We start from the raw sequence: 26431 nt of genomic DNA, 5'->3' as shown, positions 1-26431 counted from the left end.
GCGATTCATCAGCTGCGCTTACGAGGATTTTTACCGCACATGGCAAGGGGAATCAGACAACGGGTTCCTGCACCGGAGGTCTTTATGACTACGATATTTTGGAAAACGGCAGCGCCATTCGGTACCTGTCGTAGCCGTTATAAGGCGCGACGTGCGGCAGCCATCGCTGCGCGTCAGCGTGAGAAAAGATTGATACGCAAAATTGGTCATTTGCTGGGTCAGGAAGAGTGTGCGAGGTTAAGTCTGACTATGCGCAGTACATTTGCCGCCGGGCATCGCTGCCCGCATTGTGCTTTACCTGGCCCAGGCAACCATTCAGGCTGCTCATTTTGCGCTGCGTTTGTTCAGCAGACACAGGACAGATAAAAAACAGGCCGCACACTGGCGGCCTGTTTGTTTTTAGCGATCGGTATCGCTTTCGTCATCCTCACTGAGTAATGACTTAATAAAGGTTCGCTGCGCGGGTGTTAACACCCAACCTTCCAGATCCACTGCAATCGGATGAGCACAATCCGTGCTGTCCGGTGGAGGATCCGCAGGAATTTCCGCCTGAACATCGGCGGGTGGGTTATGACTGTCTTTATCCATAAGTTCTGATGAAGGAACCTCAGTAAGCAAGCGCACCATCCAGATCGCGTCAAATCGACGTACCGGGCCTTGTACGTTCTCTTCCTTACTTCCTCCAGCCTCCTTTTAACGATGCCCGGTTTCATTCTAGGATTTTTCAGACAAGTGATAAGTGAATTATTCTGATATGTGAATTAGCGCAATGATTATCGCCACGTTGCAAAGGCGTTGCAGGGAGAAGTAAAAGCAGGCAGGTGCGCCAGTCGCACCTGTCCTGCCCGCTGCATTCTCTTCATTGACTGCCCTCTTAGGACGGAGGGATATTTAACGTATTACAATCAGTAGACTGCATCTTCCAGTACCTGGTGTATCACCGCGGAAAGCTGATTAATTTCGAATTTCGCCACATAACCATTCGCCCCGACTTTACGGACGTGATCTTCGTTAGCACTGCCAGAAAGTGAAGAATGGATCACCACCGGAATATCCTTCAGATTGTGGTCGCTCTTGATGTTACGCGTCAGCGTAAAGCCATCCATTTCAGGCATTTCAAGGTCGGTTAACACCAGCGCGATCTTGTCATGGATAGATGTGCCCTCTTCCTGAGCTTCCTTATAGAGCTTTTTAATTTTTTCCCAGGCTTCCAGGCCTGTGGTATGCATCTCGGCCGGGATCCCCATCGCTTTCAGGCCCTGCTCGAGCATCTGACGGGCAACTTTCGAGTCTTCCGCCACAATCGCTATCGCGCCCGGCTTCAGCTTGAAGGTTTTCACCTTAATGTCGCCTTCTTTCACTTCACGAACAGAAGGGATGACATCATGCAGAATCTGCTCAACATCCAGCACCATGGCCATGTTGTTGTTGTTATCCAGGCAGGCAATGCTGGTAATGTTACGGGTACTGACACCGGATTCCGCTGCATGTACCTGGCTCCAGTCAAGGCGTACGATATCTTCAACAGATTCCACCGCAAACGCCTGCGTGCTGCGCGCGTATTCGGTCACCAGCAATAAATTGAGGCCCGTTGAAGGAGTACAACCCGCCACCGCAGGAAGATCGATCACCGGGATCAACTGCCCACGAATATTCGCCATACCCAGCAGCGGCGATTTCATACCTGCCGCACGGGTGATGTTGGTCATCGGCACAATTTCACGCAGTTTAAAAACGTTGATACCGAACAGCTCAGGCTTATCATCCTGATGAGCAGACCCCAGGCGGAATAACAAAAGTTCGAACTTATTCGATAATGCGAGATTCGCTCTCTCATCGATCTCTTTTTGAAAGTTATCCATGTCTACCTCAAGGTTATTATTCATTGTTGTCAGCCGGCGCGGAAAAACAGCACGCGCTCAGGATCGCTGTTGAAAGTTATCGGCAGTGACGAAGAAAAATACAGGGCAGATTGCAGGATTTATGACCGGGGGAGAGAAAAAGATGAGAGTGACATACCCCTTCCGGCGCTTATCTCCGGCACTCTGTGGTGTTAGCTCTGTGAGGGGCAAAGCAATGATACAAGTAAGAAGCATTCTTAACAAGTTAAATGATATTAAGTATCATTCGCATAGGAATTTAGACTGTCTGAGTGTGTCTATATTGGCTGGCAGGGGCATAGCATCGGCATCAACGATGACCACTGAATAAAAAACACATTGATGACGTGTCGATAAGCACCTGTAAGGATACAGCGCAGCTAATCAGTGACTGCTTTCACTATCACGCGGTATGGCAGGGCTGATGATCACCAGCCCTGAAACGGCTTTGCCCACTACTGCCCCACACTCACACCGGATAGGTATTTAAACAATTTTATTCAGGTACTTAACCAATTTAAACTTGCATGTTCATGATGTCGCTGTACGCGCTCACCAGCTTGTTACGCACCTGGATGCCCATCTGCATTGAGACGCTGGACTTCTGCATATCCACCATCACGTCATTCAGTGAAACGCCTTCTTTACCCATCTGGAAGTCCTGCGCCTGAGCACGTGACTCGGTCTGGACTTCACTGATCTTGCTGAGCGCGGCTTTTAGCTCCGCACCAAAATCTGCCTGCGATGTACTGTCAGCGCCTTTACCGCCAGCAGCCTGCATTGCGGTGGTTTGCAGCGCTTGCATCACACTCTCAATACCCTGAATAGCCATGTTTTCTCCCGAACGAACGATGTGGTGATTACGATTGCTGACAAACTTAACACAATGTCAATAAGACAAAGCCCCTAAATAGCCGCATAAATCACAGCTTATCCAGCCATCGAATTTCTCATTTCAGAAAATAATGGCAGTCCATTGAGGTGGAAATTTTTTAAGCCAGCGCATCAGGGAGTCAGTTTTGTTACGACACTACACGCAACAGTCCGGTCAACTGTCAGGCAGGAACGAGTCATGAATGCAACTGTCACGCAGGATAATCCAGAGAAGAAAGGTTTGAATGACCTGTTCGCTCGCCTACGCGCCAACCCACGCATCCCTATTATCGTTGCGGCGGCCGCGGTCATTGCCATCGTTATTGCGATGGTATTGTGGGCCAAGCAGCCAGATTATCGCGTCCTTTATAGCAACCTCAGTAATGAGGATGGCGGGGCTATCGTCACGCAACTGACCCAGATGAACGTACCGTATAAGTTCGACGATCAGGGTGGTGCGCTGTTGGTTCCTGCCGCACAGGTGCATGAGCTGCGCCTGCGCCTCGCTTCACAGGGGTTGCCGAAAGGTGGCGCTGTGGGGTTCGAGCTGCTGGATAAAGAGAAATTCGGTATCAGCCAGTTCAGCGAACAGGTGAACTACCAGCGTGCGCTGGAAGGTGAGCTGGCACGTACCATCGAAACACTCGGCCCGGTTAAGGGTGCACGGGTGCATCTGGCGATGCCAAAACCAACGCTGTTCGTGCGCGAGCAGAAATCACCGTCCGCGTCTGTGACCCTGGCATTGCAGCCGGGTCGTGCGCTGGATGAAGGTCAGATCAACGCCGTTGTCCATATGGTGTCCAGCAGCATCGCCGGTATGCCACCGGGCAATGTGACCGTCGTTGACCAGGCGGGCCGTCTGCTGACTCAGAACGATCCAACCGGGCGTGACCTCAATGACACCCAGTTAAAATATGCCAGCGATGTTGAAGCGCGTTTCCAGCAGCGTATCGAAGCCATCCTGGGTCCTATCGTTGGCAACGGCAATGTCCATGCGCAGGTCACCGCGCAAATCGACTTTAATACCCGTGAGCAGACCGACGAGCAGTACAAACCGAACAGCAACCCTGACCAGCAAGCAATTCGCTCACGCCAGACCAGCAACAGCGAACAACTTGGTGGCCAGTATCCTGGCGGCGTTCCGGGTGCCCTGTCGAACCAACCGGCTCCGGCCAACGCAGGTCCGATTACCACCCCAGCTAACGGTGCCGCCGGTGCCAATGGTGCTGCGGGTGCTAACGGTGCTGCGGGTGCCGCTGGCGCTAACGGTGCAGCCGGTGCTAACGCGAATAATGCGGCTGCCAATGCAGCCACCAGCAGTGCTCAGAAAATCGTTCCGTCAAATACGCGTAACGATGACACGACTAACTACGAAGTGAACCGCACCATTCTGCATACCAAGATGAATGTCGGTGAAGTTCAGCGTCTGTCTGTTGCGGTGGTGGTGAACTACCGTACCGATGCCGCCGGTAAGCCTATTGCACTGAATGATGCACAGCTTAAGCAGATCGAAAACCTGACCCGCGAAGCGATGGGCTTCTCGGAGCAGCGTGGTGACAGCCTGAACGTGGTTAACTCTCCGTTCACGGAAAACAGTGACCTTGGCGCTGAGCTGCCATTCTGGAAACAACCTGCATTTATCGAGCAGATGCTGGAAGCCGGACGCTGGTTACTGGTGCTGATTGTGGCTTACATCCTCTACCGCAAACTGGTTCGTCCACAGCTGCGTCGTAAAGCAGAGCAGGAGAAAGCCGCGCTGGAAGCTGCTGCCATTACTGCTGCACGTCAGGCCGAAGATGAAGAGTCCGGTATCTCCGTCAAGCTGTCGAAAGACGAACTTGACCAGGAACGTAAATCTCAGCACCGCATGAGTGCTGAGGTGATGAGCCAGCGTATTCGTGAGATGTCAGAAAATGACCCACGCGTAGTGGCTCTGGTTATTCGCCAGTGGATGAAGGAAGAACTATGAGTCTCACCGGTACTGAGAAAAGCGCCATCCTGATGATGACAATTGGCGAAGACCGCGCCGCCGAGGTGTTCAAACATCTCGACTCCCGCGAGGTGCAGCACCTCAGTGCGGCGATAGCCAATATGCGTCAGGTATCTCATAAGCAGCTTACCGATGTTCTGCGCGAATTCGAAATTGATGCAGAGCAGTTTGCAGCGCTGAGCCTCAACTCCAACGACTACCTGCGTTCCGTGCTGATCAAAGCGCTGGGCGAAGAGAAAGCGTCTACCCTGCTGGAAGATATTCTGGAAACGCGCGAGACCACCTCCGGGATGGACACGCTCAACTTTATGGAACCACAGGCGGCTGCCGACCTGATCCGCGACGAACATCCGCAGATCATCGCCACCATCCTGGTGCACCTGAAACGCGGCCAGGCGGCCGATATTCTGGCGCAGTTCGACGAACGTCTGCGTCACGATGTGATGCTGCGTATTGCCACCTTCGGCGGCGTACAGCCAGCCGCGCTGGCAGAACTGACCGAAGTGCTCAACGGCCTGTTGGATGGTCAGAACCTCAAGCGTGCGAAGATGGGTGGTGTTCGTACCGCGGCAGAGATTATCAACCTGATGAAAACTCAGCAGGAAGAAGCGGTTATCGAAGCGGTTCGCGAGTTCGACGGCGAGCTGGCACAGAAAATTATCGACGAAATGTTCCTGTTCGAAAACCTCGTCGAAGTGGACGATCGCAGTATCCAGCGCCTGTTGCAGGAAGTGGAATCCGAATCGCTGCTGGTGGCTCTGAAAGGTTCCGAGCAGCCGTTGCGCGAGAAATTCCTGCGCAACATGTCGCAGCGTGCTGCCGACATCCTGCGCGACGACCTCGCCAACCGCGGTCCAATGCGTATGTCTGCGGTGGAAACCGAACAGAAAGCGATTCTGTTGATTGTTCGTCGTCTGGCCGAAACCGGCGAGATGGTGATTGGTGGTGGCGAGGAAACTTATGTCTGATAACGCGTCACTGCCTTGGCAACGCTGGCAGCCAAACGACCTGGCGCGCCCGGATCGTCCGCTGCTTGAAGAGCTGGTCTTACCCGAGGTCACTACCGATGACCCGATTGAGCAGCAGCAGTTTCAGTTAGAACAGTTGCAGGCTCAGGTCCGCAACGAAGCCCAGGGTCTGGGTTACGCCGAAGGGCAGCAGCGCGGTTTTTCTGAAGGTCAGAAAGCCGGCTATGACGCTGGTTTTCAACAGGGTCTGGCAGAGGCACAGCAGCAGCAGGCGCCATTACAGGCGCGTATGCAGCAGTTGGTTTCCGAGTTTCACCATACGCTGGAAGCACTGGATAGCGTGATTGCCTCACGTCTGATGCAGTTGGCACTGGAAGCGGCCCGTCAGGTGATTGGCCAGGCGCCTCACGTCGACGGTACCGCCCTGCTGCGTCAGATTCAGGGCATGTTGCAACAGGAACCGATGTTCAGCGGCAAACCTACGTTGCGCGTCCATCCCGACGATTTGCCCCGCGTGGAAACCACGCTGGGCGCGACGCTCAGCCTGCACGGCTGGCGTCTGCTCGGTGACAGTACCATCCATCCCGGCGGCTGCAAGGTCAGCGCGGAAGATGGCGATCTGGATGCCAGTATTGCCACCCGCTGGCACGAACTCTGCCGCCTGGCCGCACCGGGAGAATTATAATGACCACTCGCCTGTCGCGCTGGCTTGGCGCACTCGACAACTTCGAACAACGTCTGGCACAAGTGCCGGACGTCCGTCGTTATGGTCGTTTGATCCGCGCTACCGGTCTGGTACTGGAAGCGACCGGGCTGCAACTGCCGCTGGGCGCCACCTGTGTGATTGAACGTCACGACAGCCAGGGCGTTAGCGAAGTGGAAAGTGAAGTGGTGGGGTTTAACGGCCAGAAGCTGCTGCTGATGCCGCTGGAAGAAGTTGAAGGTATTTTGCCCGGAGCGCGCGTGTACGCACGTATCGCCGGCGACAAACAGAACAGCGGTAAACAGATGATGCTGGGCCCGGAACTGCTTGGCCGCGTGCTGGACGGCAGCGGCCGCCCGCTGGACGGGCTGCCTGCACCTGAAACCGGCTATCGCGCACCGCTGAATACCCCGCCTTTTAACCCGTTGCAGCGTACGCCGATTACCGATGTGCTGGATACCGGTGTGCGTGCGATTAACGCCCTGCTCACCGTCGGACGCGGCCAGCGTATGGGCCTGTTTGCCGGTTCCGGCGTGGGTAAAAGTGTGTTGCTGGGCATGATGGCCCGTTATACCAAAGCCGACGTGATTGTCGTGGGCCTGATTGGTGAGCGTGGCCGTGAAGTGAAAGACTTTATCGAGAATATCCTCGGCACAGAAGGACGTGCGCGTTCGGTAGTGATTGCCGCCCCGGCCGATGTCTCTCCCCTCCTGCGTATGCAGGGTGCTTCGTACGCCACGCGTATTGCCGAAGATTTTCGTGACCGTGGCCAGCACGTGCTGCTGATCATGGACTCCCTGACGCGTTATGCCATGGCGCAGCGTGAAATTGCCCTGGCCATCGGTGAACCCCCTGCGACCAAAGGCTATCCGCCTTCCGTGTTCGCGAAATTGCCTGCACTGGTAGAACGTGCCGGTAATGGCATCGACGGCGGTGGTTCGATTACCGCTTTCTATACCGTTCTGACCGAAGGGGATGACCAGCAGGATCCCATCGCTGACTCAGCCCGCGCCATCCTTGATGGCCATATCGTTCTGTCACGCCGCCTGGCGGAATCCGGCCACTATCCGGCCATTGATATTGAAGCCTCGATCAGCCGCGTAATGGCACACCTGATTGATGAGACCCATTACGCCCGCGTGCGTCAGTTTAAACAGCTGCTGTCGAGCTATCAGCGCAACCGTGATTTGGTCAGCGTGGGCGCCTATGCGGCGGGAACCGACCCAACGCTGGATAAAGCGATCAAACTCTACCCTGAACTGGAAGCCTTCCTGCAACAGGGTATGTTTGAGCGCAGCACCTTCGACGATGCCAGCCTGCATTTGCAGGCGATTTTTGGTTAAGTTTCATCTGAAGTCGCATCACGCCCTGTGCCGTGATGCCGCCTGACTGGAGGGCTTTATGACAAAAACAGTCTCAGCCATTGATACGCTGCGCGATCTGGCGCACAAAGATGTGGAAAAAGCCGCCATTCAGTTAGGTGACGTGCGTCGAGCGCAAAAACAGGCCGATGAGCAGCTCAACATGCTGCTCAATTATCAGGACGAATACCGCAAGAACCTTAACAACACCATGAGCGAAGGGATAGCCAGTACCCGTTGGTACAACTATCACCAGTTTATTCAGACGCTGGAAAACGCGATTGAGCAACATCGTCAGCAACTGCTGCACTGGAATACGCGCGTGGAAAATGCATTGCGCCTGTGGCGCGACAAACAACAACGGCTGCACGCCTACGAGACTCTTCAGTCACGCGCGCTGGCTACCGCCCTGTTACAAGAAAACCGTCTCGATCAGAAACGGATGGATGAATTTGCCCAACGGGCATCATTGAGGAAAGGCGAATGATTACCTTACCAACTGCGGTCACGACGACGGCAACCACCGGCAGCGCGAAAGTCAGCAGCACCGGCGACAGTACTCTCGACAGCACCGGCAGTGAATTAACGGTGGGTGGGGAGACCTCGCAGCAGGGCTTCCTGACGCTTTTAGGCAACCGCCTGCTCACCCTGGCCCAACAGGGTGGAACGGGTGTGGCAGTCGATGGCGTCGAGGTTGCAGCCAGTGATGACGGTAAAGAGGCTAAGAAGCCGGGCATCAGCGATCTGCTGGCCGCTCTGGATAAGCCCGATACACTGACGGCCCTCTTGCAGCCACAGCAGGCAAAAATCGCTACCAAAGACGATGTGGCGACGGATGAGAAAGAGGCACCTGCGGTGACACTCAGCGACAGCGATCTTCAGGCATTGCAGGCGCTTTATGCCATGCTGCCGAACAACGCCGCTGTTCCGGTTGCCAGTGCTACGGCAAAAAGTAGCGATCTGCTCACCGCTGGGCTGAATAAAAGCGATAAACAATCGACGCTGAATGCGCTGAGTGCGGCCCTGGGTAAAGTGACAACGGAAGAAGGGGATGCCACTAGCGCAGACGCTAAAAACAGCAATAATGCCCTTTTGGTTCCCGTTAGTGCAAAATCTTCTGACGGCACGGGCACAGGCAAAACGTCGGTAAATCCAGGTGCAGTGACTCTCGACCCGGCTTTTCAGCAGGTTATGAGCAATGTCAGCAAAGATATCGATAAAGAAAATTCAAGTTCTGCCCCTACCGCGACGATAACCAATAATGTGATCAGTACCGCGTCTTCATTACTTACCCCGACGTCAACCTCGATGGTAAGTGCACCGGCAACTCCTCTGCTGAATTCTCAGTTGGGAAGCCCGGAATGGCAGCAGGCACTGGGACAACAGATCCTGATGTTCAGTCGCAACGGGCAACAGACCGCCGAGTTGCATCTGCATCCGCAGGACCTGGGCAGTATCCAGATCAGCCTGAAACTGGATAATGACCAGGCCCAGCTGAGTATGGTGTCAAATCAGAGCCAGGTGCGGGCCGCACTGGAGGCAGCATTGCCTCAACTGCGCGCCTCTCTGGCTGAGAGTGGCATCAACCTGGGTCAAAGTAATGTCAGTAGCGATGCGTTCCAGCAAGGCCAGTCTTTTGCTGGTCAGCAGGAACAGCAGCGCAATAACAACGGAAGCCCGTTTAGTCTTGCTACAGAAAATGACAGTGATGTGACGCCAATTGCCGTTCCTGCCGCCCTGCAGGCGCGCGCAGCCGGCTCCAATGCTGTTGATATTTTCGCCTGACGGCAACAAACGCGTAAGCTGATGGCAAAACTCGCGTCTTTTCTGCCTATTGTTTGGCGCAAGACGCGGGATAATTTGTCATAACGCCGTGGGACAGTGGATTACGTGGCACCGCCCCCGAAAATAATCACAGGAAGTTACAGCTAATATGACTGATAACGCTAAAGCCAAAAGCGGCAAACGTAAGCTCCTGATACCGGTGTTACTCATTGTGACTCTGGTCGCTTGCAGCGTGGCGGGCTATACAGTCTGGCGCATGATGAAAACTCCGGCAGATGCCGCTGCGGCAGCAAAGCCGGAGCCGCCACCTGCGCCGGTGTTTTTTGCTCTGGATACTTTTACGGTTAATTTGATCAACCCAGATAACGACCCGGATCGTGTGCTGTACGTGGGCTTTACGCTGCGTTTGCCAGACGAAGAATCGCGTCGTCGTATGAATGATTATCTCCCGGAAGTCCGTAGTCGTCTGCTGCTGTTGCTTTCACGTCAAAGTGCCTCGGCGTTAGCGAATGAACAAGGCAAGCAGGCATTAGTAGCACAGATAAAACAGGTACTGGCACCTCCGCTGGTGCAGGGACAACCACAGCAGGTCGTGACAGATGTCCTCTTCACGGCCTTCATTCTGCGGTGATGGATATTTATGGGCGATAGCATTCTTTCTCAGGCAGAAATTGACGCACTACTCAATGGCGACAGCGATAGTGCGACAGAAGATAAGGTCAGTAGCGGTGGCGAGAGCGACATTCGCCCCTATGATCCCAATACCCAGCGCCGCGTGGTTCGTGAGCGTCTGCAGGCACTGGAGATCATTAACGAACGTTTTGCGCGTTCTTATCGTATGGCGCTGTTTAATCTGTTGCGCCGCAGCCCGGATATTTCGGTCGGCGCGATCAAGATTCAGCCATACCATGAGTTTGCCCGCAATTTGCCGGTGCCAACTAACCTTAACCTTATCCACCTCAAGCCGCTGCGTGGCACGGCGCTGGTGGTTTTCTCGCCGAGTCTGGTGTTTATCGCCGTAGATAACCTGTTTGGGGGTGATGGCCGTTTCCCGACGAAAGTCGAGGGACGTGAATTCACCCACACTGAGCAACGCGTCATCCGTCGTATGCTGAAGCTGGCGCTCGACTGTTACAGTGAGGCCTGGAAGCCGATCTATCCACTGGATGTTGAGTACGTCCGTTCAGAGATGCAGGTGAAGTTCACCAACATCACCACCTCACCTAACGATATCGTGGTCACCACGCCGTTCCAGGTTGAGATTGGTAACCTGACCGGTGAGTTCAATATCTGTATTCCATTCAGCATGATTGAACCGCTGCGTGAAACGCTGGTGAACCCACCGTTAGAAAACTCGCGCAGTGAAGATGAAAACTGGCGTGACACGCTGGTGAAACAGGTTCAGCACTCTGAGCTGGAGCTGGTGGCGAATTTTGCCGAAGTATCGATGAGAATTTCACGTCTGCTGGCCTTGAAGCCTGGCGACGTATTACCGATTGAAAAACCGGACCGCATTATCGCCCATGTGGATGGCGTGCCGGTGTTGACCAGCCAGTACGGAACGCTGAATAAGCAGTACGCTCTGCGCGTGGAACACCTGATCAACCCGATTTTGAATTCGCTGAATGAGGAACAGCCCGATGAGTGATACGAATAAGCCGTCCGATGACGACATCTCTGCGGACGACCTGTGGGCTGACGCAATGAATGAACAGGTAAAATCCTCTTCCACCGACAGCGTATTTAAATCGCTGGATGTGGGCGATGTGTCCGGTTCTCTGCAAGATATCGATATGATTATGGATATCCCGGTCAAACTGACCGTTGAACTGGGCCGTACCAAAATGACAATCAAAGAGCTGCTGCGCTTGTCGCAAGGTTCGGTTGTCGCACTGGATGGATTAGCGGGTGAGCCACTGGATATCCTGATTAACGGTTATCTGATTGCTCAGGGTGAAGTGGTCGTGGTGGCCGATAAGTATGGCGTGCGCATCACCGACATCATTACCCCGTCTGAACGTATGCGTCGTCTGAGTCGCTAAATGAATACCACGCAGCAGCAGCCGGTCATCCCACAACCGGCCATTTCAACCGGCTCAATGCTCACTCAGGTGAGTGGCGTGCTGGCGGCGATTATTATTCTTATTCTCGCCTGTGCCTGGGTGGCAAAACGATTCGGTTTTGCTTCACGGCGCAGCGGCAGTCAGACACTGAATATCAGTGCAAGCTGCTCGCTGGGTCAACGTGAACGTGTGGTGATTGTCGACGTTGATGATGCGCGTCTGGTGCTGGGAGTCACTGCCCAGCAAATTACCCATCTGCACACGCTGCCTGCCAAACCTCAGCAAGAGACACCCGACGCTGCGGAGCCAAAGCCCGATTTCCGTCTGGTTCTCCAGTCATTAATGAAAAGCGCCGGGAAGAAAAAATGAAACGCACCCTTCCACTGCTGCTGCTCGGCCTGCTGATGCTGGCACCTGATGTTTATGCCCAGTTACCGGGCCTGATCAGCAAACCGATGGCCAATGGCGGCCAGAGTTGGTCACTGCCCGTTCAGACACTGGTGTTTATTACCTCGCTGACCTTCCTGCCAGCCATCTTACTGATGATGACCAGCTTTACGCGCATCATTATCGTTTTTGGGCTGCTGCGAAGTGCACTCGGTACACCGTCTGCACCACCGAACCAGGTTTTACTGGGTTTGGCACTGTTTCTGACCTTCTTTATTATGGGCCCGGTGTTCGACAAAATTTATACCGATGCCTATCAACCGTTCAGTGAAGACAAAATCAGCATGCAGGAAGCCATTGAGAAAGGTTCCCAGCCGCTGCGTGAGTTTATGCTGCGTCAGACGCGTGAAGGTGACCTGGCACTGTTTGCCCGTTTAGCCAACACACCGCCAATCGCCGGCCCCGAAGCCGTACCGATGCGTATTCTGCTGCCGGCTTACGTCACCAGCGAACTGAAAACGGCGTTCCAGATTGGTTTTACCGTTTTTATTCCGTTCCTGATTATCGACCTGGTGGTCGCCAGCGTATTGATGGCTCTCGGGATGATGATGGTGCCACCGGCGACCATATCGCTACCCTTTAAGCTCATGCTGTTTGTGCTGGTTGATGGCTGGCAGTTGCTGGTCGGTTCGCTGGCCCAAAGTTTCTATTCCTAACCCGGAGCCACGACAATGACACCTGAATCGGTAATGGTACTGGGGCATGATGCCATGTTGATTGCGCTGGCGCTGGCGGCTCCGCTGCTGCTGGCTGCGCTGGTCAGTGGTTTTCTTATCAGCCTGTTACAGGCGGCAACCCAGATCAACGAACAGACGCTCTCCTTTATTCCTAAGATCCTGGCGGTTGTCACCACTATCGTGATTGCCGGCCCCTGGATGCTGAACCTGGTGCTCGACTATATGCGCACTCTGTTCAGTAACCTGCCGTATATGATCGGATAATGATTCTTTTTGACAGTAGTCAACTGTTGTTCTGGATAAGTCAGCTTTTCTGGCCCCTCGCCCGTGTGCTGGCTTTGATCATGTCTGCGCCGTTACTGAATGAAAAATCCATCAGTCGTAAAGTCAAAATCGGGCTGGGTGTGATGATTACCTGGGTACTGGTGCCTTCCTTACCCCCCACTACCGTTACCTTGTTCTCTGTCGGTGGTTTCTGGCTGCTAATCCAACAGATACTGATTGGCGTATCGATTGGTTTCACCATGCAGTTTGCGTTTGCCGCCGTGCGCACAGCGGGTGAAGTGATAGGTTTGCAGATGGGATTATCCTTTGCCACCTTCTTCGATCCGAGCAGCCGCCTGAATATGCCGGTACTGGCACGCTTTCTGGATATGCTGGCCATGCTGCTGTTTCTGTCGTTCAACGGTCATCTGTGGCTGATTTCGATGGTTGCCGACAGTTTTCATACATTGCCCATCGGCGGGGAACCGCTTAACGGCAATGCGTTTATGGCCCTGACCAAAGCGGCAGGCCTGATTTTCCTTAATGGCATGAGATTAGCGCTACCGTTAATCACTCTGTTACTCACCTTAAACCTGGCCCTGGGTTTGTTAAACCGCGTTTCACCTCAACTCTCCGTTTTCGCTATTGGTTTCCCTGTTACCTTATCAATCGGTATGGTGTTCATTAGCCTGATGATGCCGCTGCTAGCGCCCTTCTGCGAACATTTGTTCAGTGAAGTGTTCGACTTGCTGGCAACGTTGCTCAGTGAATTACCCGGTAAGTAAACTTACCTATTCTCATTTTTGTGCAAAGTTATTGTTAAGCGTTGAAAATACATCTGTGTATTTTTTGGGCCATTATTTGCAGAATATCCTTAAGGAAATTCTGATAAATGCACTAGCACGATGAAAATCATTCTTATTAAAACGCACTTAGCGTATTTTATCCCCTCAAACCGATGATTTGTTGCGAAAGAGTTAACGGTTAAAAAACACTCAAACGACTGTTTTTTATGGGAATTTTATTTTTCGCGGTTTTCCTTGTTTTAAAATACATTTTCCGGCATTGTCAATGCACTCCGTGAGTCTACACTTTCGGAAAATGAATGTTTTTAAGAATCGTCCTATCAGAGTTTTCTGTTTTCTGCGCGATAGTGTGTCGATGCAGGCAGAAAGCTGCGTCAAATGCTGTGTTAAGTCAGATTGCTAAGCGGAACCTCTGCTTTTGCACTGACCCTGGTACTCAGACAGGTTTTCACCTCGTCAAAACTCAAACTACCTGTCAGCAAGGATGAATTAAGTACCCTCGCCGTCAATGGCAAGCTTTGCTAACGCTGGGTAAATATAACAAGACCGTGAAACAGAACTCTTGCTCTCGTACCGAACGCGCGTAATTCATCGTTGATTTAAACGGATAACAAATTGGTGAGGGTCGCTATTATGCCAACGATTATTATGGATTCATGTAACTATACACGGCTAGGTTTAACTGACTATATGGCAGTGAAAGGGGTTAAAAAGAAAAATATAACCTCAGTTAACGATATTGAGCAGTTACAAATAAAGTGCCAGCAGCTTCAACCCGGCGTTGTTTTTATTAATGAAGATTGCTTCATTCATGAATCCGATGCAAGCCAACGAATCAGAAACATTATTATGCAGCATCCTGATACGTTGTTTTTCATTTTTATGGCCATCTCTAATATCCATTTTGAGGAATACCTCTACGTTCGTAAGAATCTGATTATTACATCAAAATCGATAAAGCCGTCGACCCTGGATTCATTACTTAGCACGTACTTTCAAAAGAAACTTAATCTGTCACCTCGCTATTCTTCGGGCTTCGACGTACATCCACTGACGCTCAGTCAGACGGAGTCAAACATGCTGAAGATGTGGATGTCAGGTCACGACACCATTCAGATTTCAGATAAAATGCAAATAAAAGCGAAAACGGTGTCATCACACAAAGGTAATATCAAACGTAAAATAAAAACGCATAACAAGCAGGTTATTTATCATGTGGTTCGTTTAACTGATAACGTTACCAGCGGTATTTATGTCAACGTAAGATAATCATCCAGGGGAGGCTGGTACTCACCGGCCCCCCGCCTCCTATCAGATAATACTCATTTTGTGAGCCTGCTCGCACTTCCAGCCCTAATCCTTTTAGCCCGTATGCCGATGTTTTGTAGACGACCGGAGTATGACTTCGTCCCTACCTGACAGAGAGCAATGGATATGAAATCACAATTACAATCTAACGAACATCAGGCTATCAGCTTCTGGCAACACCTGCGTCTGGTTCCATTGTTCGCCGCCATTCTTGGCGGAATTTTGCTACTTTTTGCCCTGTGTATCGGCCTCGCCAGCTACTTTTTGATTCAGAGTAATCAGTCACTGAATGATGTGACGGAAGAGATTCAGGTACGTATGGCGCTTTCTAACAGTTCCAACCATTTACGTACGGCACGCCTGACCGTAGTCCACGCAGGAGCTTCCGCACGTATTGGTGAGATGGATGAGTTCAAAACCAACCTCGACAAAACTCAGGCACGCATTAAATCGGCACGCGAAAGCTTTAATGCCTATCTCAACCGCCGGGTAAAAACGCCGGCTGATGAAGCGCTGGATGGCGAACTGAAAACCCGTTTTGAGGCATATATCACTCAGGGCGTCATGCCGATGGTAAAAAGTGCTTCCGATGGGAGCTTTGAAGGCGTTATTGCCCAGGAAACTGACTACACCCGCAAGCTGGACGATGCGTATAACGCGGTGCTGTTAAAAGCCATTAAGATCCGTACCGAACGCGCGGAAGCGATTAATGTGCAGGCCGCCTCTCAAACCCGTCTCGGCTTTATTATGATGGCAGGCGCGTTTGGCCTTGCGCTGTTATTAACCCTGGCGACCTTTATCTTCTTGCGCCGGGTGGTTATTACCCCATTACGCCAGGCGGTAGAACGCATTGAACATATTTCCCGTGGCGATCTGACCGCGCCACTGCAAAACTGGGGACGCAGTGAAATTGGCAGTCTGGGGAATAATCTGCAGCTGATGCAGCAGGCCTTAGTGAAAACCGTTGGCACCGTGCGTGAAGGAGCCGTAGCGATTTATCAAGGCTCCAGCGAAATATCAGCGGGCAATACCGACCTCTCTTCCCGTACCGAGCAGCAGGCCTCGGCGCTGGAACAAACCGCCGCGAGTATGGAAGAACTGACTGCGACGGTGAAACAGAACGCTGAGAATGCTCATCATGCCAGCCAGCTCGCCTCGGATGCCTCCGGCAAAGCACGCCAGGGTGGCGATATTGTCACTGGCGTGGTGAATACCATGAATAATATTTCCACCAGCTCGAAGAAAATTGCCGAAATCACTACGGTGATTAACAGCATCGCCTTCCAGACTAACATTCTGGCACTGAACGCCGCCGTTGAAGCTGCACGCGCCGGTGAGCAAGGTCGTGGTTTTGCCGTGGTGGCCAGCGAAGTTCGCAATCTGGCGCAGCGCAGCGCCGGTGCAGCGAAAGAGATCGAAGGACTGATAGCTGAATCGGTAGATTTGATCGGCAAAGGTTCGGCACAGGTTGGCCACGCCGGTAATACGATGGGTGAAATTGTTGATGCCGTCCGTCGGGTGACCGATATTATGGCGGAGATTGCTGCTGCCTCTGACGAGCAGAGTAAAGGCATTCAGCAGGTGAGTATGGCAGTGACCGAGATGGACAACGTCACCCAGCAGAATGCCTCACTGGTAGAAGAAGCGTCTTCTGCGGCGGCGTCTCTGGAAGAACAAGCGGCGCGTCTGACTCAGGCGGTATCAGCCTTTAAATTGAATGGTGCCGCAGCAGCCACGGTAAAAACCAGCAACACAGGCAGTCAATCCAAAGCATTAGCGGCTCCACGGCCTGCGCTGGCATCCACCAGCAATGACCACTGGGAAACGTTCTGAGTCGTTGATCACAGGGCGGAGGGGCGACCGAAAAAGGGTCGCCCCGTACAGCAGATTACGAATGCGGCTCGACGAAAATGCCGTCGTCATGACCGACTTCATTAAAGAACCAGATCCCCAATGGGTAGTCCTCAAGCGCGACCAGAAACATAGTACCTTCACTGAAGTTCTCAACGGCCAGAACCGTACCTTCACGACGCGGTCCGCCATCCGTTTTCACTGTTACCCGTTCATTGACCTTCATAACCCCTCCTGCGCCATTTTTGGATGAGTTTAACCGAAAATCTCACTCTGCGCAGGCACTCACATCAATGATTAGCGACGGGCGATGACCCAGACAGCATGCACAATGCCCGGGATATAACCACATATCGTCAGCAGGATATTCAGCCAGAAGGCACCTGCAAAACCGACCTGCATAAACACACCCAGTGGGGGTAATAGAATCGCAATTACAATTCGTAAAAAGTCCATAAATTCTCCGTTATCTGTTTTATCGCACGGGATGACCCGCACAAAGAGTATAGCCAGTCTGGATTCACATCACTGTCTGCGGCGGGTAAAGCTGGGTAAAGCCTTATCCCATCAGGTTTTTTCACTTTCTTTACGATTCACAGTGAGATTTTTCACGGCGTAAACCCTTAGAATATTCTTACTGCGCCAACCCCAAAGGGGCAGACGGTGATGTCCACTCAATGGGCAGCACCTAAGTAACAAGGATTTTTGCCCGCGCAGCGCGGGCTTTTTTTTGCCCTGAATAATGTACATCCCTTCTGAATCCCTGACCTGATATCAATGGGCAAAAAAAATCCCGACCAAACCAGGCCGGGATAAAAGTGTTTCTCACAGGAAATGAAGTTCGTTACATCTGGGAATTCTTTAACGTTAGCAGACTAACCGATCCTCACGTTCGGATAAGTCTTAATACACCGCCTAATGTGTACAGCCTGAGAATTTTCGTACAGCTTAAACGACGCTAAGCTGCACCACATCTGGCTTCTTCTTCCTACCGGGATAATCACGCCCGTTATTTAACACTGTTTTTTTTAAGATAATTCCTGGAGTGAGTGGAAGCCTTGCCTCAATCCCTTCCCTACCCTTCTCAATGCGATGGCTGAGCTATACTGACGGTTCTACTGCCAAATATCACTCTGAGGTAGGGCTTATGCCGACGTTGCAGGACCCACTGATGATCGTCACCGATCTCGACGGCTCGCTGCTTGATCACCACACCTACAGCTGGCAGCCTGCTGAGCCCTGGCTGGCGCGTTTGCAAGCGCACCACATTCCGCTGGTGATCTGCTCAAGCAAAACCGCAGCAGAAATCATTCCGCTACAGCGAGCACTGGGGCTAAGTGGCACCCCTTTTATTGCTGAAAACGGTGCCGTTGTGAGCGATGGTCATGCCCGTACGCCGTCACCGCATCTTCCTGAAAGCACCGTTAACTACGCGGCATTGTGCGGGCAGTTAGCACAACTGAAGCAGCAGTATGGCTTTAAGTTCACCGGTTTTTCTGATGTGAGCGAAAAAGAGGTTTCCGAATGGACGGGACTGACGCCGCATGATGCTGCTCTGGCCAGATTGCGCGAAGCCTCCGAAAGCCTTATCTGGCGTGACAGTAGCGAACAGTTCGCCCTGTTCCGCCAGCAGTTGGAGGCCCGGGCATTGACCTTAGTTCAGGGAGGACGCTTCTGGCACGTGATGCGGGAAGGCAGCGGCAAAGGCGCCGCACTGCGCTGGCTACTTCAACACACCCTGCAGGGAGACAAATCCCCCGTCACCATTGGACTGGGCGATGGCCCCAACGATGCGCCGATGCTGGATGCCGTCGATTATGCCATCGTAATCAAAGGCTACAGTAAAAATCCCATCATCCTGGAACGTCAGGATAAACATCATATCTATCATACCGCGCACTTTGGCCCCGAGGGCTGGAGCGAAGGGCTGACGCATTTTATCACTCAGTAAACTGAGGCGATTTTTAAGGGGTAAGCGATGAGCGATTTTTACCAGAATGGCGTGATAACGAATTTTCATAATCTGACCGGACGCTCCGTAGAGACGCTGGAAAAAGATCTGGTGCGCTTTTCGCGCAAGCGCAAAATGGGGTTGATCCTGCCATCACTCTTTTCCGAACTGGAAGGTCCAGCCCTCAGTCATATTGTCGATGAACTGGCCAAAGTCCCCTACCTGTCGGAGATTGTTATCGGTCTGGACCGCGCGGACCGCGACCAGTTTCTGCTCGCTCGGGAGTTCTTTTCACGTCTGCCACAGCGACATCGTATTTTGTGGAACGATGGACCGCGTCTGAAGGCGCTGGATGCGGAGCTGGACAAAGAGGGGCTATCACCTTCGCAACCGGGAAAAGGCCGTAACGTCTGGTTTTGCACCGGCTATACCCTGGCGTCAGACAAGTCGGCCTGCGTCGCCCTGCACGACTGCGATATTGTTACCTATGAACGGGGAATGCTGGCGCGCCTGCTCTATCCTCTGGCTAACCCCGGCTTTCAGTATGAGTTCTGCAAAGGTTTCTATGCGCGGGTAGCCGATAACAAGCTCAACGGTCGTGTGGGACGGCTGCTGGTGGGACCGCTGTTACGTTCTCTGCAAAAAGTATACGGTCACTCTGACTATCTGGATTACCTGACCAGCTTTCGCTACCCTCTTTCCGGCGAGTTCGCCATGCGCACGCATGTGCTCAACGGCATCAAGCTGCCGGGCGACTGGGGGCTGGAGATCGGCGTACTGTCAGAAATATATCGCAACTACACCACCCGCCAGAGCTGCCAGGTAGAGATCGCGGATAATTACGATCATAAGCATCAGCCACTGGCAGAAGAGGACGGCACTGGCGGTCTGAAGCGCATGAGCAACGACATTGTGCAGTCGTTACTGCGCAAGATGGCCACGATGGGAGTCAGTATCACCAGTGATTCCTTCCGCGTGCTGAAAGCGACCTATTATCGCAATGCGCTGGATATGATGGAAATCTACCACCATGAAGCGACCATGAATGGCCTGACTTTCGATCAACATGCGGAAGAAGCCGCCGTCGAAACGTTTACGCAGTCGATCCTTGATGCCGGACAAGCCTTTATTGAGCGCCCGAATGAGAAGCCGTTTATCCCCAGCTGGAGCCGTGTACAATCGGCCTTTCCTGATATCATGCAACGCATTTACCAGGCGGTTGAAGATGATAACAGCGGGGACGTTTAAGGCCCGCTGCTGACGCAGTTACGGCCGGCGGCTTTTGCCTGATAAAGCCGGCCATCTGCCACCGATTGCAGGGTATCTATCTGGTACTCCTGCTGCTCTTCGCTGCTGCTCACACCCAGTGAGGCGGTCACCTTCAACGTATGAGTGGCGTCAATCAACACCTCTTTTGAGGCCAGCTTGCCGCGAATTCGCTCCGCTATTTCTACTGCCTCCTCAAGCCCGGTATCGGGTAAGACAATGCAAAACTCTTCGCCCCCTACGCGCCCCAGCACATCCACTTTTCGCACGGTCTGGGCAATGATGGCCGCTGCATGGGTCAACACCACATCGCCCGCATGATGCCCAAGCGTATCGTTCACCGATTTAAAATGGTCAAGATCGAGCTGAATCAGAGAAACAGGCTGCTGCTGACGTTCACAGAACGCTGACACGCGTTCCGCATGGTCGAAAAAGGCACTGCGGTTTAACAGGCGGGTTAAACCATCATAGTTCGCACGCCAGCTCAGGGTTTCCTGAAGGGTCAATAAGCGCCCGATCATCCGAATGATGGCCTGATGGGACGCCAGCAGCGTCAGGCTGAACAGCCCCCACATCAGCAGCAGTATCATCATCACCCGTCCCGCTTCACCCCGCAGCCCCTCATGCAGGGTTTGCACATTAACCAGCAGTCCGTCGAAGTTTTGTAAATGCATCCAGGTGATTAACTGCATTCCTGAACGGATTTGCCCACTTTGCTCCGGGGTAACCTGGCTGAAAATGCTGGCCACCTGTGCAGCATCCAGTCCGTGTTCGTTCAGCGGTTGACCATCCGAAATCGCCACCGCGTGTTGTTGGCTATCGAACAAGATGATGCTGCCGTCCTGCCACCTGGGCAAAGCGTGCTGTAAGTACCGTTGAATGACCTGGGTGGAAAAGTCCATCGCCAGAACGCCATACCAGTATTGGTCATGGTCGACGGGCAGAGCCACCGTCACCACATCACCTTCGTTATCAACGGAACGATAGGTTCCAGACCAGCGAAGTTTACGCTGCGGGTTTTGTTCCGGGCTGGCACTGAGGAAATAAGGGCGGTTGATAACGCTGCTGTAACTTGTCGCCGTCTCGGCATGATCGTCAGGCACAGAACTCAGATAAAAACCGGCGCGCGAGATATACCAGAGACGGTAGTGGAAATCCTGTTGAGGATTGTTGAACTGCAGGATGTAGCTCATCTCCAGCGCGGCGGTTAGCTCATCGTTCAGGCGCTGTGGATCGCTGCGGTCGAGTAATGGCAGGCGCTGTACGGCAGCATCAGAAATTCCGGAGATCGGTATGCTGCGCTCGGTATTAATAGAGATGCTCCACAGCGGACTTTGCCGCTCGCCGGCAAAGACGGTTAACGCATCACGGGATTTATCGGTTTCCAGCGGATCGCCAAGCGCATGGCGCAGCATATTACGAAAGAAGAACATCTCATCAATACTTTGCTGCCACTGCCGCTCAAGGCTGCTGCCCGCCTGAGTCAGCCAGGCACGCTGGGTGGTTTCATGTGACGATTTCAGCACTATCGCTTCATGCAGGGTTAAAATGCTGGAGAAGGCAAAGACAATCGCAAAACAGAAATGAACCATGTTTTTAGGCCGAAAGAAACGCGAACTTTTGTCAGGCATCACTTAAGCATTCTCCGCCGCTACTCTTCTTGGTTTTTACACAGTTTAGACCGCTGCCTACTGCGCAGCCAGCACGCGGCGTTCGTACGACAGAGTGATGACATTTTTATTGATCTCCTTCAGGCCAAACCCCTTTCAACAGGGGGAAAATAGCGCTATTACTGTAAAGAGTATTCGCCTGAGGCCCTGCTGGTACAGGAGGTAGTAATGTCCAGATTTCCTAAAGGCAGTATTGTGCGCCATAAAACGGGACAGATTAAAGGTGTGGTCCTTAACGTCTTTGATCAGGGCGACCGATCCGCAGGATATTACATCAAGTGGGATGATGGAAACCACAGCTATCACGCTGAAAACGAACTGATATGGGCGAATATCGACCGCCCAAGAATGCATGATGGTCAACAATCACCAAAATAACGTACTGCCCCCAACAAGCGCTAAAATCAAGGTATACTCCATCTAGCTGAATCGGGCCCCCCCGGCGCGCCAGGGGTCCCGTTCTCCCTTTTGTGAAGAGACCGTCTAACTTATTATGCCTGAACTCTACCGTTATGACCTGCCGACCAGAGCAGGTGACCAGCGCCAGCTGGGGCAACTCACCGGCGCGGCCTGTGCCGTTGAATGCGCCGAAATTGTTGAACGTCATCATGGTTTGGTGATTTTGATTGCGCAGGATATGCAGAATGCACTGCGCCTGCAGGATGAAATCAAACAGTTTACCTCCCACCCCGTGATGGCACTGGCTGACTGGGAGACCCTGCCGTACGACAGTTTTTCTCCCCATCAGGAAATCATCTCCTCCCGGCTTTCCACTTTATATCAACTTCCCGGGCTGGAACGCGGGTTACTGATTATGCCGGTCAATACCCTGATGCAGCGCGTTTGCCCGCATAACTTCCTGCACGGCCACGCGCTGGTGATGAAAAAGGGACAGAAGCTCTCACGTGATAAGCTGCGTGCCCAGCTTGAGCAAGCCGGTTATCGCAGCGTTGACCAGGTCATGGCACACGGTGAATTTGCTACCCGTGGCGCCCTGCTCGACCTCTATCCGATGGGCAGTGAACGTCCCTACCGCATCGACTTCTTTGATGATGAAATCGACAGCCTGCGTCTGTTCGATATCGACAGCCAGCGTACGCAGGAAGAAGTGACAGCGATCGATCTGCTGCCCGCTCACGAATTCCCGACCGATAAAAAAGCCATCGAACTGTTTCGCACCCAGTGGCGCGAGCATTTTGATGTGCGCCGTGAGCCCGAGCATATTTATCAGCAGGTGAGTAAGGGGACGTTGCCTACCGGGATTGAGTACTGGCAGCCGCTGTTTTTTGAGCAGCCCCTTCCCGCGCTGTTCAGCTATATCCCGGCCACCACACTGCTGGTGATTTCCGGCGATCTGGAAAGCGGCGCCGAGCGCTTCTGGCAGGATGTCAATGCACGTTATGAAAACCGCCGCGTCGACCCGATGCGCCCACTGCTACCGCCTCCGACATTGTGGCTGCGTACGGATGAATTGTTCAGCGAACTGAAGCTGTGGCCTCGCGTACAGTTGAAAACCGACCTGCTGGCTGACAAAGCCGCCAATACCAACCTGCGTTATGAAACGTTGCCGGACCTCGCCGTACAGGCGCAGGCCAAAGCCCCGCTGGACACGCTGCGCCGTTTCCTTGAGTCTTTCGATGGTCCGGTGGTGTTCTCGGTAGAAAGCGAGGGCCGCCGTGAAACGTTGCAGGAATTGCTGGCACGCATCAAGTTAAAACCCACCGCTATCGACTCGCTGCCGCAGGCCGACCAACCCGGCCACTATCTGTTAATTGGTGCCAGCGAACACGGCTTTATTGACCGGCTGCGCAACCGCGCCCTGATCTGTGAAAGCGATCTGCTGGGGGAGCGCGTCAGTCGCCGCCGTCAGGATAGCCGCCGGACCATTAACCCGGATGTCCTGATCCGTAACCTTGCCGAACTGCGTCCCGGTCAGCCCGTGGTGCATCTGGAGCACGGCGTGGGCCGCTACATTGGCCTCACTACGCTGGAAACGGGGGGGATTCAGGCCGAGTATCTGATGCTGGCCTATGCCGGGGATGCCAAGTTATATGTGCCAGTCTCGTCACTGCATCTGATCAGCCGTTATGCCGGCGGCGCCGAAGAGAATGCCCCACTGCATAAACTGGGCAGCGATGCCTGGTCACGTGCGCGGCAAAAAGCAGCCGAGAAAGTGCGTGACGTTGCAGCAGAGCTGCTGGATATCTACGCACAGCGCGAGGCGAAAACCGGGTTCGCGTTTAAGCACGACAAACAGCAGTACCAGCTGTTCTGTGAGAGCTTCCCTTTTGAAACCACCCCGGACCAGGCGCAGGCCATCAATGCGGTATTGAGCGATATGTGCCAGCCGCTGGCAATGGATCGTCTGGTGTGCGGCGATGTTGGCTTCGGTAAAACCGAAGTCGCCATGCGCGCCGCCTTCCTGGCCGTAGAAAATCATAAGCAGGTTGCCGTGCTGGTGCCGACCACCCTGCTGGCTCAGCAGCATTACGATAACTTCCGCGACCGTTTTGCTAACTGGCCGGTACGTATTGAGATGCTGTCACGTTTTCGTACCGCCAAAGAACAGGCACAGGTGCTGGCAGAAGCGCAGGAGGGTAAGGTCGATATTCTTATCGGCACCCACAAGCTGCTGCAAAACGACATCAAGTGGCGCGATCTGGGGTTACTGATCGTCGATGAAGAGCATCGCTTTGGCGTGCGCCATAAAGAGCGAATCAAAGCGATGCGCGCCGACGTGGATATCCTGACGCTCACCGCCACACCGATCCCGCGTACGCTGAATATGGCGATGAGCGGAATGCGCGATCTGTCGATTATTGCCACGCCGCCCGCGCGCCGTCTGGCGGTGAAAACCTTCGTACGTGAATATGACGATATGGTGGTGCGCGAGGCGATCCTGCGTGAGGTACTGCGCGGCGGCCAGGTGTATTACCTGTACAACGACGTTGAGAATATTGAAAAGGCGGCAAAACGCCTGTCGGATCTGGTGCCAGAAGCCCGTGTGGCCATCGGTCACGGTCAGATGCGTGAGCGCGAACTGGAGCGGGTGATGAATGACTTCCATCATCAACGTTTTAACGTGCTGGTCTGTACCACCATTATTGAAACCGGTATTGATATCCCGACCGCGAACACCATCATCATTGAACGCGCCGATCACTTTGGCCTGGCACAGCTGCATCAGCTGCGTGGTCGCGTCGGGCGTTCGCACCATCAGGCCTATGCCTGGCTGCTGACGCCACATCCAAAATCGATGACCACCGATGCGCATAAGCGTCTGGAAGCCATTGCTTCGTTAGAGGATCTGGGCGCCGGATTTGCGCTCGCAACACACGATCTGGAAATTCGTGGTGCCGGGGAGTTGCTGGGCGAAGGTCAGAGCGGCCAGATGGAAACCATTGGTTTCTCACTGTATATGGAACTGCTTGAAAACGCCGTCGATGCCTTAAAAGAGGGGCGTGAACCTTCGCTCGAGGATCTGACCAACAATCAGACCGAGATCGAGCTGCGTATGCCGGCACTATTGCCGGATGACTTTATCCCGGATGTGAATACCCGTCTTTCATTCTATAAACGCATTGCCAGCGCCGTGCAGCCGGGTGAACTGGACGACCTGAAGGTTGAGCTGATTGACCGTTTCGGCCTGCTGCCGGATGCGGCACGCAATCTGCTGGATATCGCGTCTATGCGTCTGGTGGCGAAAACGCTGGGTATCCGCAAGGTCGAAGCCAGTGAGAAAGGCGGTTTCGTTGAGTTTGCAGAGAAAAACAAGGTCGACCCGGTATGGCTGATTGGTCTGTTACAAAAAGAACCGCAGCACTGGCGCCTGGATGGGCCAACGCGTCTGAAATTTATCCGTGAGCTGGGCGAACGTAAGGTGCGGATGAAGTGGGTGCAGACGTTTATGCAGCAGATGCTGGAGAATGCAACGGGCTGACATCAAAAAAGGGACCATGAGGTCCCTTTTCATCGTATAGCGTCAATCTGCTGACTTACGCTTTATTACTCAGCACCAGCTGACCATTATCGTCTAACGGAATACGTGTACCCGGGTCATTCTCCATGCGGATTTTACCCTGCTGGTCGCCAATCTTATAAGTGACGTCATAACCCAGCATTTTTTCCTGCTTATCGTAGACCGTCTTACAACGCTGCTCGGTCGTGGTGTAGGTATCACGATCCTGCAACGCGCCCTGGACCTGGTTACCGCCATAGCCCCCCGCCAGCGCACCCGCCACGGTGGCAACATCACGACCACGACCGCCACCAAACTGGTGACCCAGCACACCACCGGCAACAGCACCCAGCACGGAACCGGCGATGCGGTTTTCATCCTGAACAGCGCGACGATGAGTCAGCGTGACGTTACGGCACTCCTGACGTGGATTCTTCAAGGTCTCTTTAATCGGCGTGGCTGAAAGTACCTGCGCGAACTGTGGGCTGCGATCGAACACATTCATACTGGCCACCGCTGCTACACCGAGTGCAGCCACAACACCAATACCAATACCCGCTAACATTGATTTATTCACAGGAAACCTCCTGACATTGTTACCGCGCATTCT

Annotated in this window: 26 protein-coding genes; 19 read left to right on the top strand and 7 right to left on the bottom strand. The window is 53.3% G+C overall.

The genetic code is table 11. The features are described 5' to 3' along the window. Positions 1 to 399: 399 nt before the first annotated feature. The 3 genes from FVB43_RS17655 to fliE form a co-directional block, all read right to left on the bottom strand. Complete coding sequence (locus FVB43_RS17655) at positions 400 to 588, bottom strand: hypothetical protein (protein ID WP_133842910.1); 189 nt, start codon at positions 586 to 588, stop codon at positions 400 to 402. A gap of 317 nt (positions 589 to 905) precedes the next feature. Next, positions 906 to 1862, bottom strand: a complete 957-nt coding sequence (locus FVB43_RS17650) for a chemotaxis protein (protein ID WP_133842908.1) — start codon at positions 1860 to 1862, stop codon at positions 906 to 908. Positions 1863 to 2397: 535 nt separating this feature from the next. Further along, entirely contained in the window at positions 2398 to 2712 is a 315-nt protein-coding gene (gene fliE, locus FVB43_RS17645; RefSeq protein ID WP_159337066.1) for a flagellar hook-basal body complex protein FliE, read from the bottom strand. A 240-nt stretch (positions 2713 to 2952) separates the two neighbouring features. On the opposite strand from fliE, the gene fliF reads away from it, so the two are divergent. The 15 genes from fliF (at position 2953) to FVB43_RS17570 (ending at position 16958) form a co-directional block, all read left to right on the top strand. Next, positions 2953 to 4722, top strand: coding sequence for a flagellar basal-body MS-ring/collar protein FliF (gene fliF, locus FVB43_RS17640; protein ID WP_159337067.1), 1770 nt, complete (start codon positions 2953 to 2955; stop codon positions 4720 to 4722). Continuing rightward, positions 4719 to 5711 (top strand): flagellar motor switch protein FliG, encoded by a 993-nt coding sequence (gene fliG / locus FVB43_RS17635; RefSeq protein WP_167864398.1) that lies wholly within the window; start codon positions 4719 to 4721, stop codon positions 5709 to 5711. The genes fliF and fliG overlap by 4 nt, the downstream gene beginning before the upstream one ends. Beyond that, positions 5704 to 6396, top strand: a complete 693-nt coding sequence (gene fliH, locus FVB43_RS17630; RefSeq protein ID WP_133842900.1) for a flagellar assembly protein FliH — start codon at positions 5704 to 5706, stop codon at positions 6394 to 6396. Before fliG ends, fliH begins: the two co-directional genes overlap by 8 nt. Next, entirely contained in the window at positions 6396 to 7757 is a 1362-nt protein-coding gene (gene fliI, locus FVB43_RS17625) for a flagellar protein export ATPase FliI (RefSeq protein ID WP_133842898.1), read from the top strand. The genes fliH and fliI overlap by 1 nt, the downstream gene beginning before the upstream one ends. Before the next feature lie 58 nt (positions 7758 to 7815). Beyond that, positions 7816 to 8262, top strand: a complete 447-nt coding sequence (gene fliJ / locus FVB43_RS17620; protein WP_133842896.1) for a flagellar export protein FliJ — start codon at positions 7816 to 7818, stop codon at positions 8260 to 8262. Continuing rightward, positions 8259 to 9560, top strand: a complete 1302-nt coding sequence (locus FVB43_RS17615; protein ID WP_133842894.1) for a flagellar hook-length control protein FliK — start codon at positions 8259 to 8261, stop codon at positions 9558 to 9560. Before fliJ ends, FVB43_RS17615 begins: the two co-directional genes overlap by 4 nt. Before the next feature lie 148 nt (positions 9561 to 9708). Beyond that, positions 9709 to 10191 carry a flagellar basal body-associated protein FliL gene (gene fliL / locus FVB43_RS17610; RefSeq protein WP_133842892.1) on the top strand — a complete coding sequence of 161 codons (483 nt, stop codon included), beginning with the start codon at positions 9709 to 9711 and terminating at the stop codon, positions 10189 to 10191. 9 nt (positions 10192 to 10200) lie between these two features. Next, positions 10201 to 11208 (top strand): flagellar motor switch protein FliM, encoded by a 1008-nt coding sequence (fliM, locus tag FVB43_RS17605; RefSeq protein WP_133842890.1) that lies wholly within the window; start codon positions 10201 to 10203, stop codon positions 11206 to 11208. Continuing rightward, a complete protein-coding gene (fliN, locus tag FVB43_RS17600) occupies positions 11201 to 11602 on the top strand; it encodes a flagellar motor switch protein FliN (RefSeq protein WP_133842888.1) in 402 nt (133 codons plus the stop codon). Before fliM ends, fliN begins: the two co-directional genes overlap by 8 nt. Then, positions 11603 to 11992 (top strand): flagellar biosynthetic protein FliO, encoded by a 390-nt coding sequence (gene fliO, locus FVB43_RS17595; RefSeq protein WP_167864397.1) that lies wholly within the window; start codon positions 11603 to 11605, stop codon positions 11990 to 11992. Further along, positions 11989 to 12726, top strand: a complete 738-nt coding sequence (gene fliP / locus FVB43_RS17590; protein ID WP_133842884.1) for a flagellar type III secretion system pore protein FliP — start codon at positions 11989 to 11991, stop codon at positions 12724 to 12726. The genes fliO and fliP overlap by 4 nt, the downstream gene beginning before the upstream one ends. 15 nt (positions 12727 to 12741) lie before the next feature. Then, a complete protein-coding gene (fliQ, locus tag FVB43_RS17585) occupies positions 12742 to 13011 on the top strand; it encodes a flagellar biosynthesis protein FliQ (protein ID WP_133842882.1) in 270 nt (89 codons plus the stop codon). Then, positions 13011 to 13796: a flagellar biosynthetic protein FliR gene (fliR, locus tag FVB43_RS17580; RefSeq protein ID WP_133842880.1), complete on the top strand. Its 786-nt coding sequence runs from the start codon at positions 13011 to 13013 to the stop codon at positions 13794 to 13796. The genes fliQ and fliR overlap by 1 nt, the downstream gene beginning before the upstream one ends. A gap of 654 nt (positions 13797 to 14450) precedes the next feature. Then, on the top strand, positions 14451 to 15086 hold the full coding sequence (gene rcsA / locus FVB43_RS17575; RefSeq protein ID WP_167864396.1) for a transcriptional regulator RcsA: 636 nt from the start codon (positions 14451 to 14453) through the stop codon (positions 15084 to 15086). Positions 15087 to 15245: 159 nt separating this feature from the next. Further along, a complete protein-coding gene (locus FVB43_RS17570) occupies positions 15246 to 16958 on the top strand; it encodes a methyl-accepting chemotaxis protein (protein ID WP_167864395.1) in 1713 nt (570 codons plus the stop codon). A gap of 55 nt (positions 16959 to 17013) precedes the next feature. On the opposite strand, the gene dsrB is transcribed toward FVB43_RS17570, so the two are convergent. Together dsrB and FVB43_RS17560 are read right to left on the bottom strand one after the other, a co-directional pair. Further along, entirely contained in the window at positions 17014 to 17202 is a 189-nt protein-coding gene (gene dsrB / locus FVB43_RS17565) for a protein DsrB (RefSeq protein WP_133842874.1), read from the bottom strand. A 71-nt stretch (positions 17203 to 17273) separates the two neighbouring features. Then, positions 17274 to 17432 carry a YqaE/Pmp3 family membrane protein gene (locus FVB43_RS17560; RefSeq protein ID WP_133842872.1) on the bottom strand — a complete coding sequence of 53 codons (159 nt, stop codon included), beginning with the start codon at positions 17430 to 17432 and terminating at the stop codon, positions 17274 to 17276. A 691-nt stretch (positions 17433 to 18123) separates the two neighbouring features. Between FVB43_RS17560 and FVB43_RS17555 the strand changes: the two genes are divergently transcribed. Together FVB43_RS17555 and FVB43_RS17550 are read left to right on the top strand one after the other, a co-directional pair. After that, positions 18124 to 18927: a mannosyl-3-phosphoglycerate phosphatase-related protein gene (locus tag FVB43_RS17555; RefSeq protein WP_133842870.1), complete on the top strand. Its 804-nt coding sequence runs from the start codon at positions 18124 to 18126 to the stop codon at positions 18925 to 18927. 27 nt (positions 18928 to 18954) lie between these two features. Further along, positions 18955 to 20175, top strand: coding sequence for a glycosyltransferase family protein (locus FVB43_RS17550; protein ID WP_133842868.1), 1221 nt, complete (start codon positions 18955 to 18957; stop codon positions 20173 to 20175). Here FVB43_RS17550 and dgcQ read toward each other — a convergent pair. Further along, the gene (dgcQ, locus tag FVB43_RS17545; RefSeq protein WP_133842866.1) at positions 20172 to 21824 is read right to left on the bottom strand and encodes a cellulose biosynthesis regulator diguanylate cyclase DgcQ; all 1653 of its coding nucleotides are present in this window, start codon (positions 21822 to 21824) and stop codon (positions 20172 to 20174) included. The two genes, FVB43_RS17550 and dgcQ, sit on opposite strands and share 4 nt — an antisense overlap. Positions 21825 to 22031: 207 nt before the next feature. Between dgcQ and FVB43_RS17540 the strand changes: the two genes are divergently transcribed. Both FVB43_RS17540 and mfd read left to right on the top strand, forming a co-directional pair. Then, positions 22032 to 22241: a hypothetical protein gene (locus FVB43_RS17540; protein ID WP_133842864.1), complete on the top strand. Its 210-nt coding sequence runs from the start codon at positions 22032 to 22034 to the stop codon at positions 22239 to 22241. A gap of 115 nt (positions 22242 to 22356) precedes the next feature. Continuing rightward, on the top strand, positions 22357 to 25803 hold the full coding sequence (mfd, locus tag FVB43_RS17535; RefSeq protein WP_133842862.1) for a transcription-repair coupling factor: 3447 nt from the start codon (positions 22357 to 22359) through the stop codon (positions 25801 to 25803). Between the two features lie 55 nt (positions 25804 to 25858). On the opposite strand, the gene FVB43_RS17530 is transcribed toward mfd, so the two are convergent. Then, a complete protein-coding gene (locus FVB43_RS17530; protein ID WP_133842860.1) occupies positions 25859 to 26398 on the bottom strand; it encodes a glycine zipper 2TM domain-containing protein in 540 nt (179 codons plus the stop codon). Between the last annotated feature and the right edge of the window lie 33 nt (positions 26399 to 26431).

The organism is Erwinia rhapontici (assembly GCF_012271765.1).
In the GTDB taxonomy this organism is placed as follows: Bacteria; Pseudomonadota; Gammaproteobacteria; order Enterobacterales; family Enterobacteriaceae; genus Erwinia; species Erwinia rhapontici.
The sequence above is the reverse complement of the archived record's forward strand: the minus strand, read 5'-3'. Positions and strand labels throughout refer to the sequence as shown.

Bases quoted from the DNA above. Each gene is read 5' to 3' on its own strand.
- fliR (WP_133842880.1), top strand. From the start codon at position 13,011: ATGATTCTTTTTGACAGTAGTCAACTGTTGTTCTGGATAAGTCAGCTT.
- dsrB (WP_133842874.1), bottom strand. From the start codon at position 17,202: ATGAAGGTCAATGAACGGGTAACAGTGAAAACGGATGGCGGACCGCGT.
- fliL (WP_133842892.1), top strand. From the start codon at position 9,709: ATGACTGATAACGCTAAAGCCAAAAGCGGCAAACGTAAGCTCCTGATA.
- mfd (WP_133842862.1), top strand. From the start codon at position 22,357: ATGCCTGAACTCTACCGTTATGACCTGCCGACCAGAGCAGGTGACCAG.
- fliP (WP_133842884.1), top strand. From the start codon at position 11,989: ATGAAACGCACCCTTCCACTGCTGCTGCTCGGCCTGCTGATGCTGGCA.
- fliE (WP_159337066.1), bottom strand. From the start codon at position 2,712: ATGGCTATTCAGGGTATTGAGAGTGTGATGCAAGCGCTGCAAACCACC.
- rcsA (WP_167864396.1), top strand. From the start codon at position 14,451: ATGCCAACGATTATTATGGATTCATGTAACTATACACGGCTAGGTTTA.
- fliJ (WP_133842896.1), top strand. From the start codon at position 7,816: ATGACAAAAACAGTCTCAGCCATTGATACGCTGCGCGATCTGGCGCAC.
- fliG (WP_167864398.1), top strand. From the start codon at position 4,719: ATGAGTCTCACCGGTACTGAGAAAAGCGCCATCCTGATGATGACAATT.
- FVB43_RS17570 (WP_167864395.1), top strand. From the start codon at position 15,246: ATGGATATGAAATCACAATTACAATCTAACGAACATCAGGCTATCAGC.
- fliO (WP_167864397.1), top strand. From the start codon at position 11,603: ATGAATACCACGCAGCAGCAGCCGGTCATCCCACAACCGGCCATTTCA.
- fliF (WP_159337067.1), top strand. From the start codon at position 2,953: ATGAATGCAACTGTCACGCAGGATAATCCAGAGAAGAAAGGTTTGAAT.
- FVB43_RS17650 (WP_133842908.1), bottom strand. From the start codon at position 1,862: ATGGATAACTTTCAAAAAGAGATCGATGAGAGAGCGAATCTCGCATTA.
- fliM (WP_133842890.1), top strand. From the start codon at position 10,201: ATGGGCGATAGCATTCTTTCTCAGGCAGAAATTGACGCACTACTCAAT.
- FVB43_RS17555 (WP_133842870.1), top strand. From the start codon at position 18,124: ATGCCGACGTTGCAGGACCCACTGATGATCGTCACCGATCTCGACGGC.
- FVB43_RS17540 (WP_133842864.1), top strand. From the start codon at position 22,032: ATGTCCAGATTTCCTAAAGGCAGTATTGTGCGCCATAAAACGGGACAG.
- dgcQ (WP_133842866.1), bottom strand. From the start codon at position 21,824: ATGCCTGACAAAAGTTCGCGTTTCTTTCGGCCTAAAAACATGGTTCAT.
- fliH (WP_133842900.1), top strand. From the start codon at position 5,704: ATGTCTGATAACGCGTCACTGCCTTGGCAACGCTGGCAGCCAAACGAC.
- fliQ (WP_133842882.1), top strand. From the start codon at position 12,742: ATGACACCTGAATCGGTAATGGTACTGGGGCATGATGCCATGTTGATT.
- fliI (WP_133842898.1), top strand. From the start codon at position 6,396: ATGACCACTCGCCTGTCGCGCTGGCTTGGCGCACTCGACAACTTCGAA.
- FVB43_RS17655 (WP_133842910.1), bottom strand. From the start codon at position 588: ATGGATAAAGACAGTCATAACCCACCCGCCGATGTTCAGGCGGAAATT.
- fliN (WP_133842888.1), top strand. From the start codon at position 11,201: ATGAGTGATACGAATAAGCCGTCCGATGACGACATCTCTGCGGACGAC.
- FVB43_RS17615 (WP_133842894.1), top strand. From the start codon at position 8,259: ATGATTACCTTACCAACTGCGGTCACGACGACGGCAACCACCGGCAGC.
- FVB43_RS17550 (WP_133842868.1), top strand. From the start codon at position 18,955: ATGAGCGATTTTTACCAGAATGGCGTGATAACGAATTTTCATAATCTG.
- FVB43_RS17560 (WP_133842872.1), bottom strand. From the start codon at position 17,432: ATGGACTTTTTACGAATTGTAATTGCGATTCTATTACCCCCACTGGGT.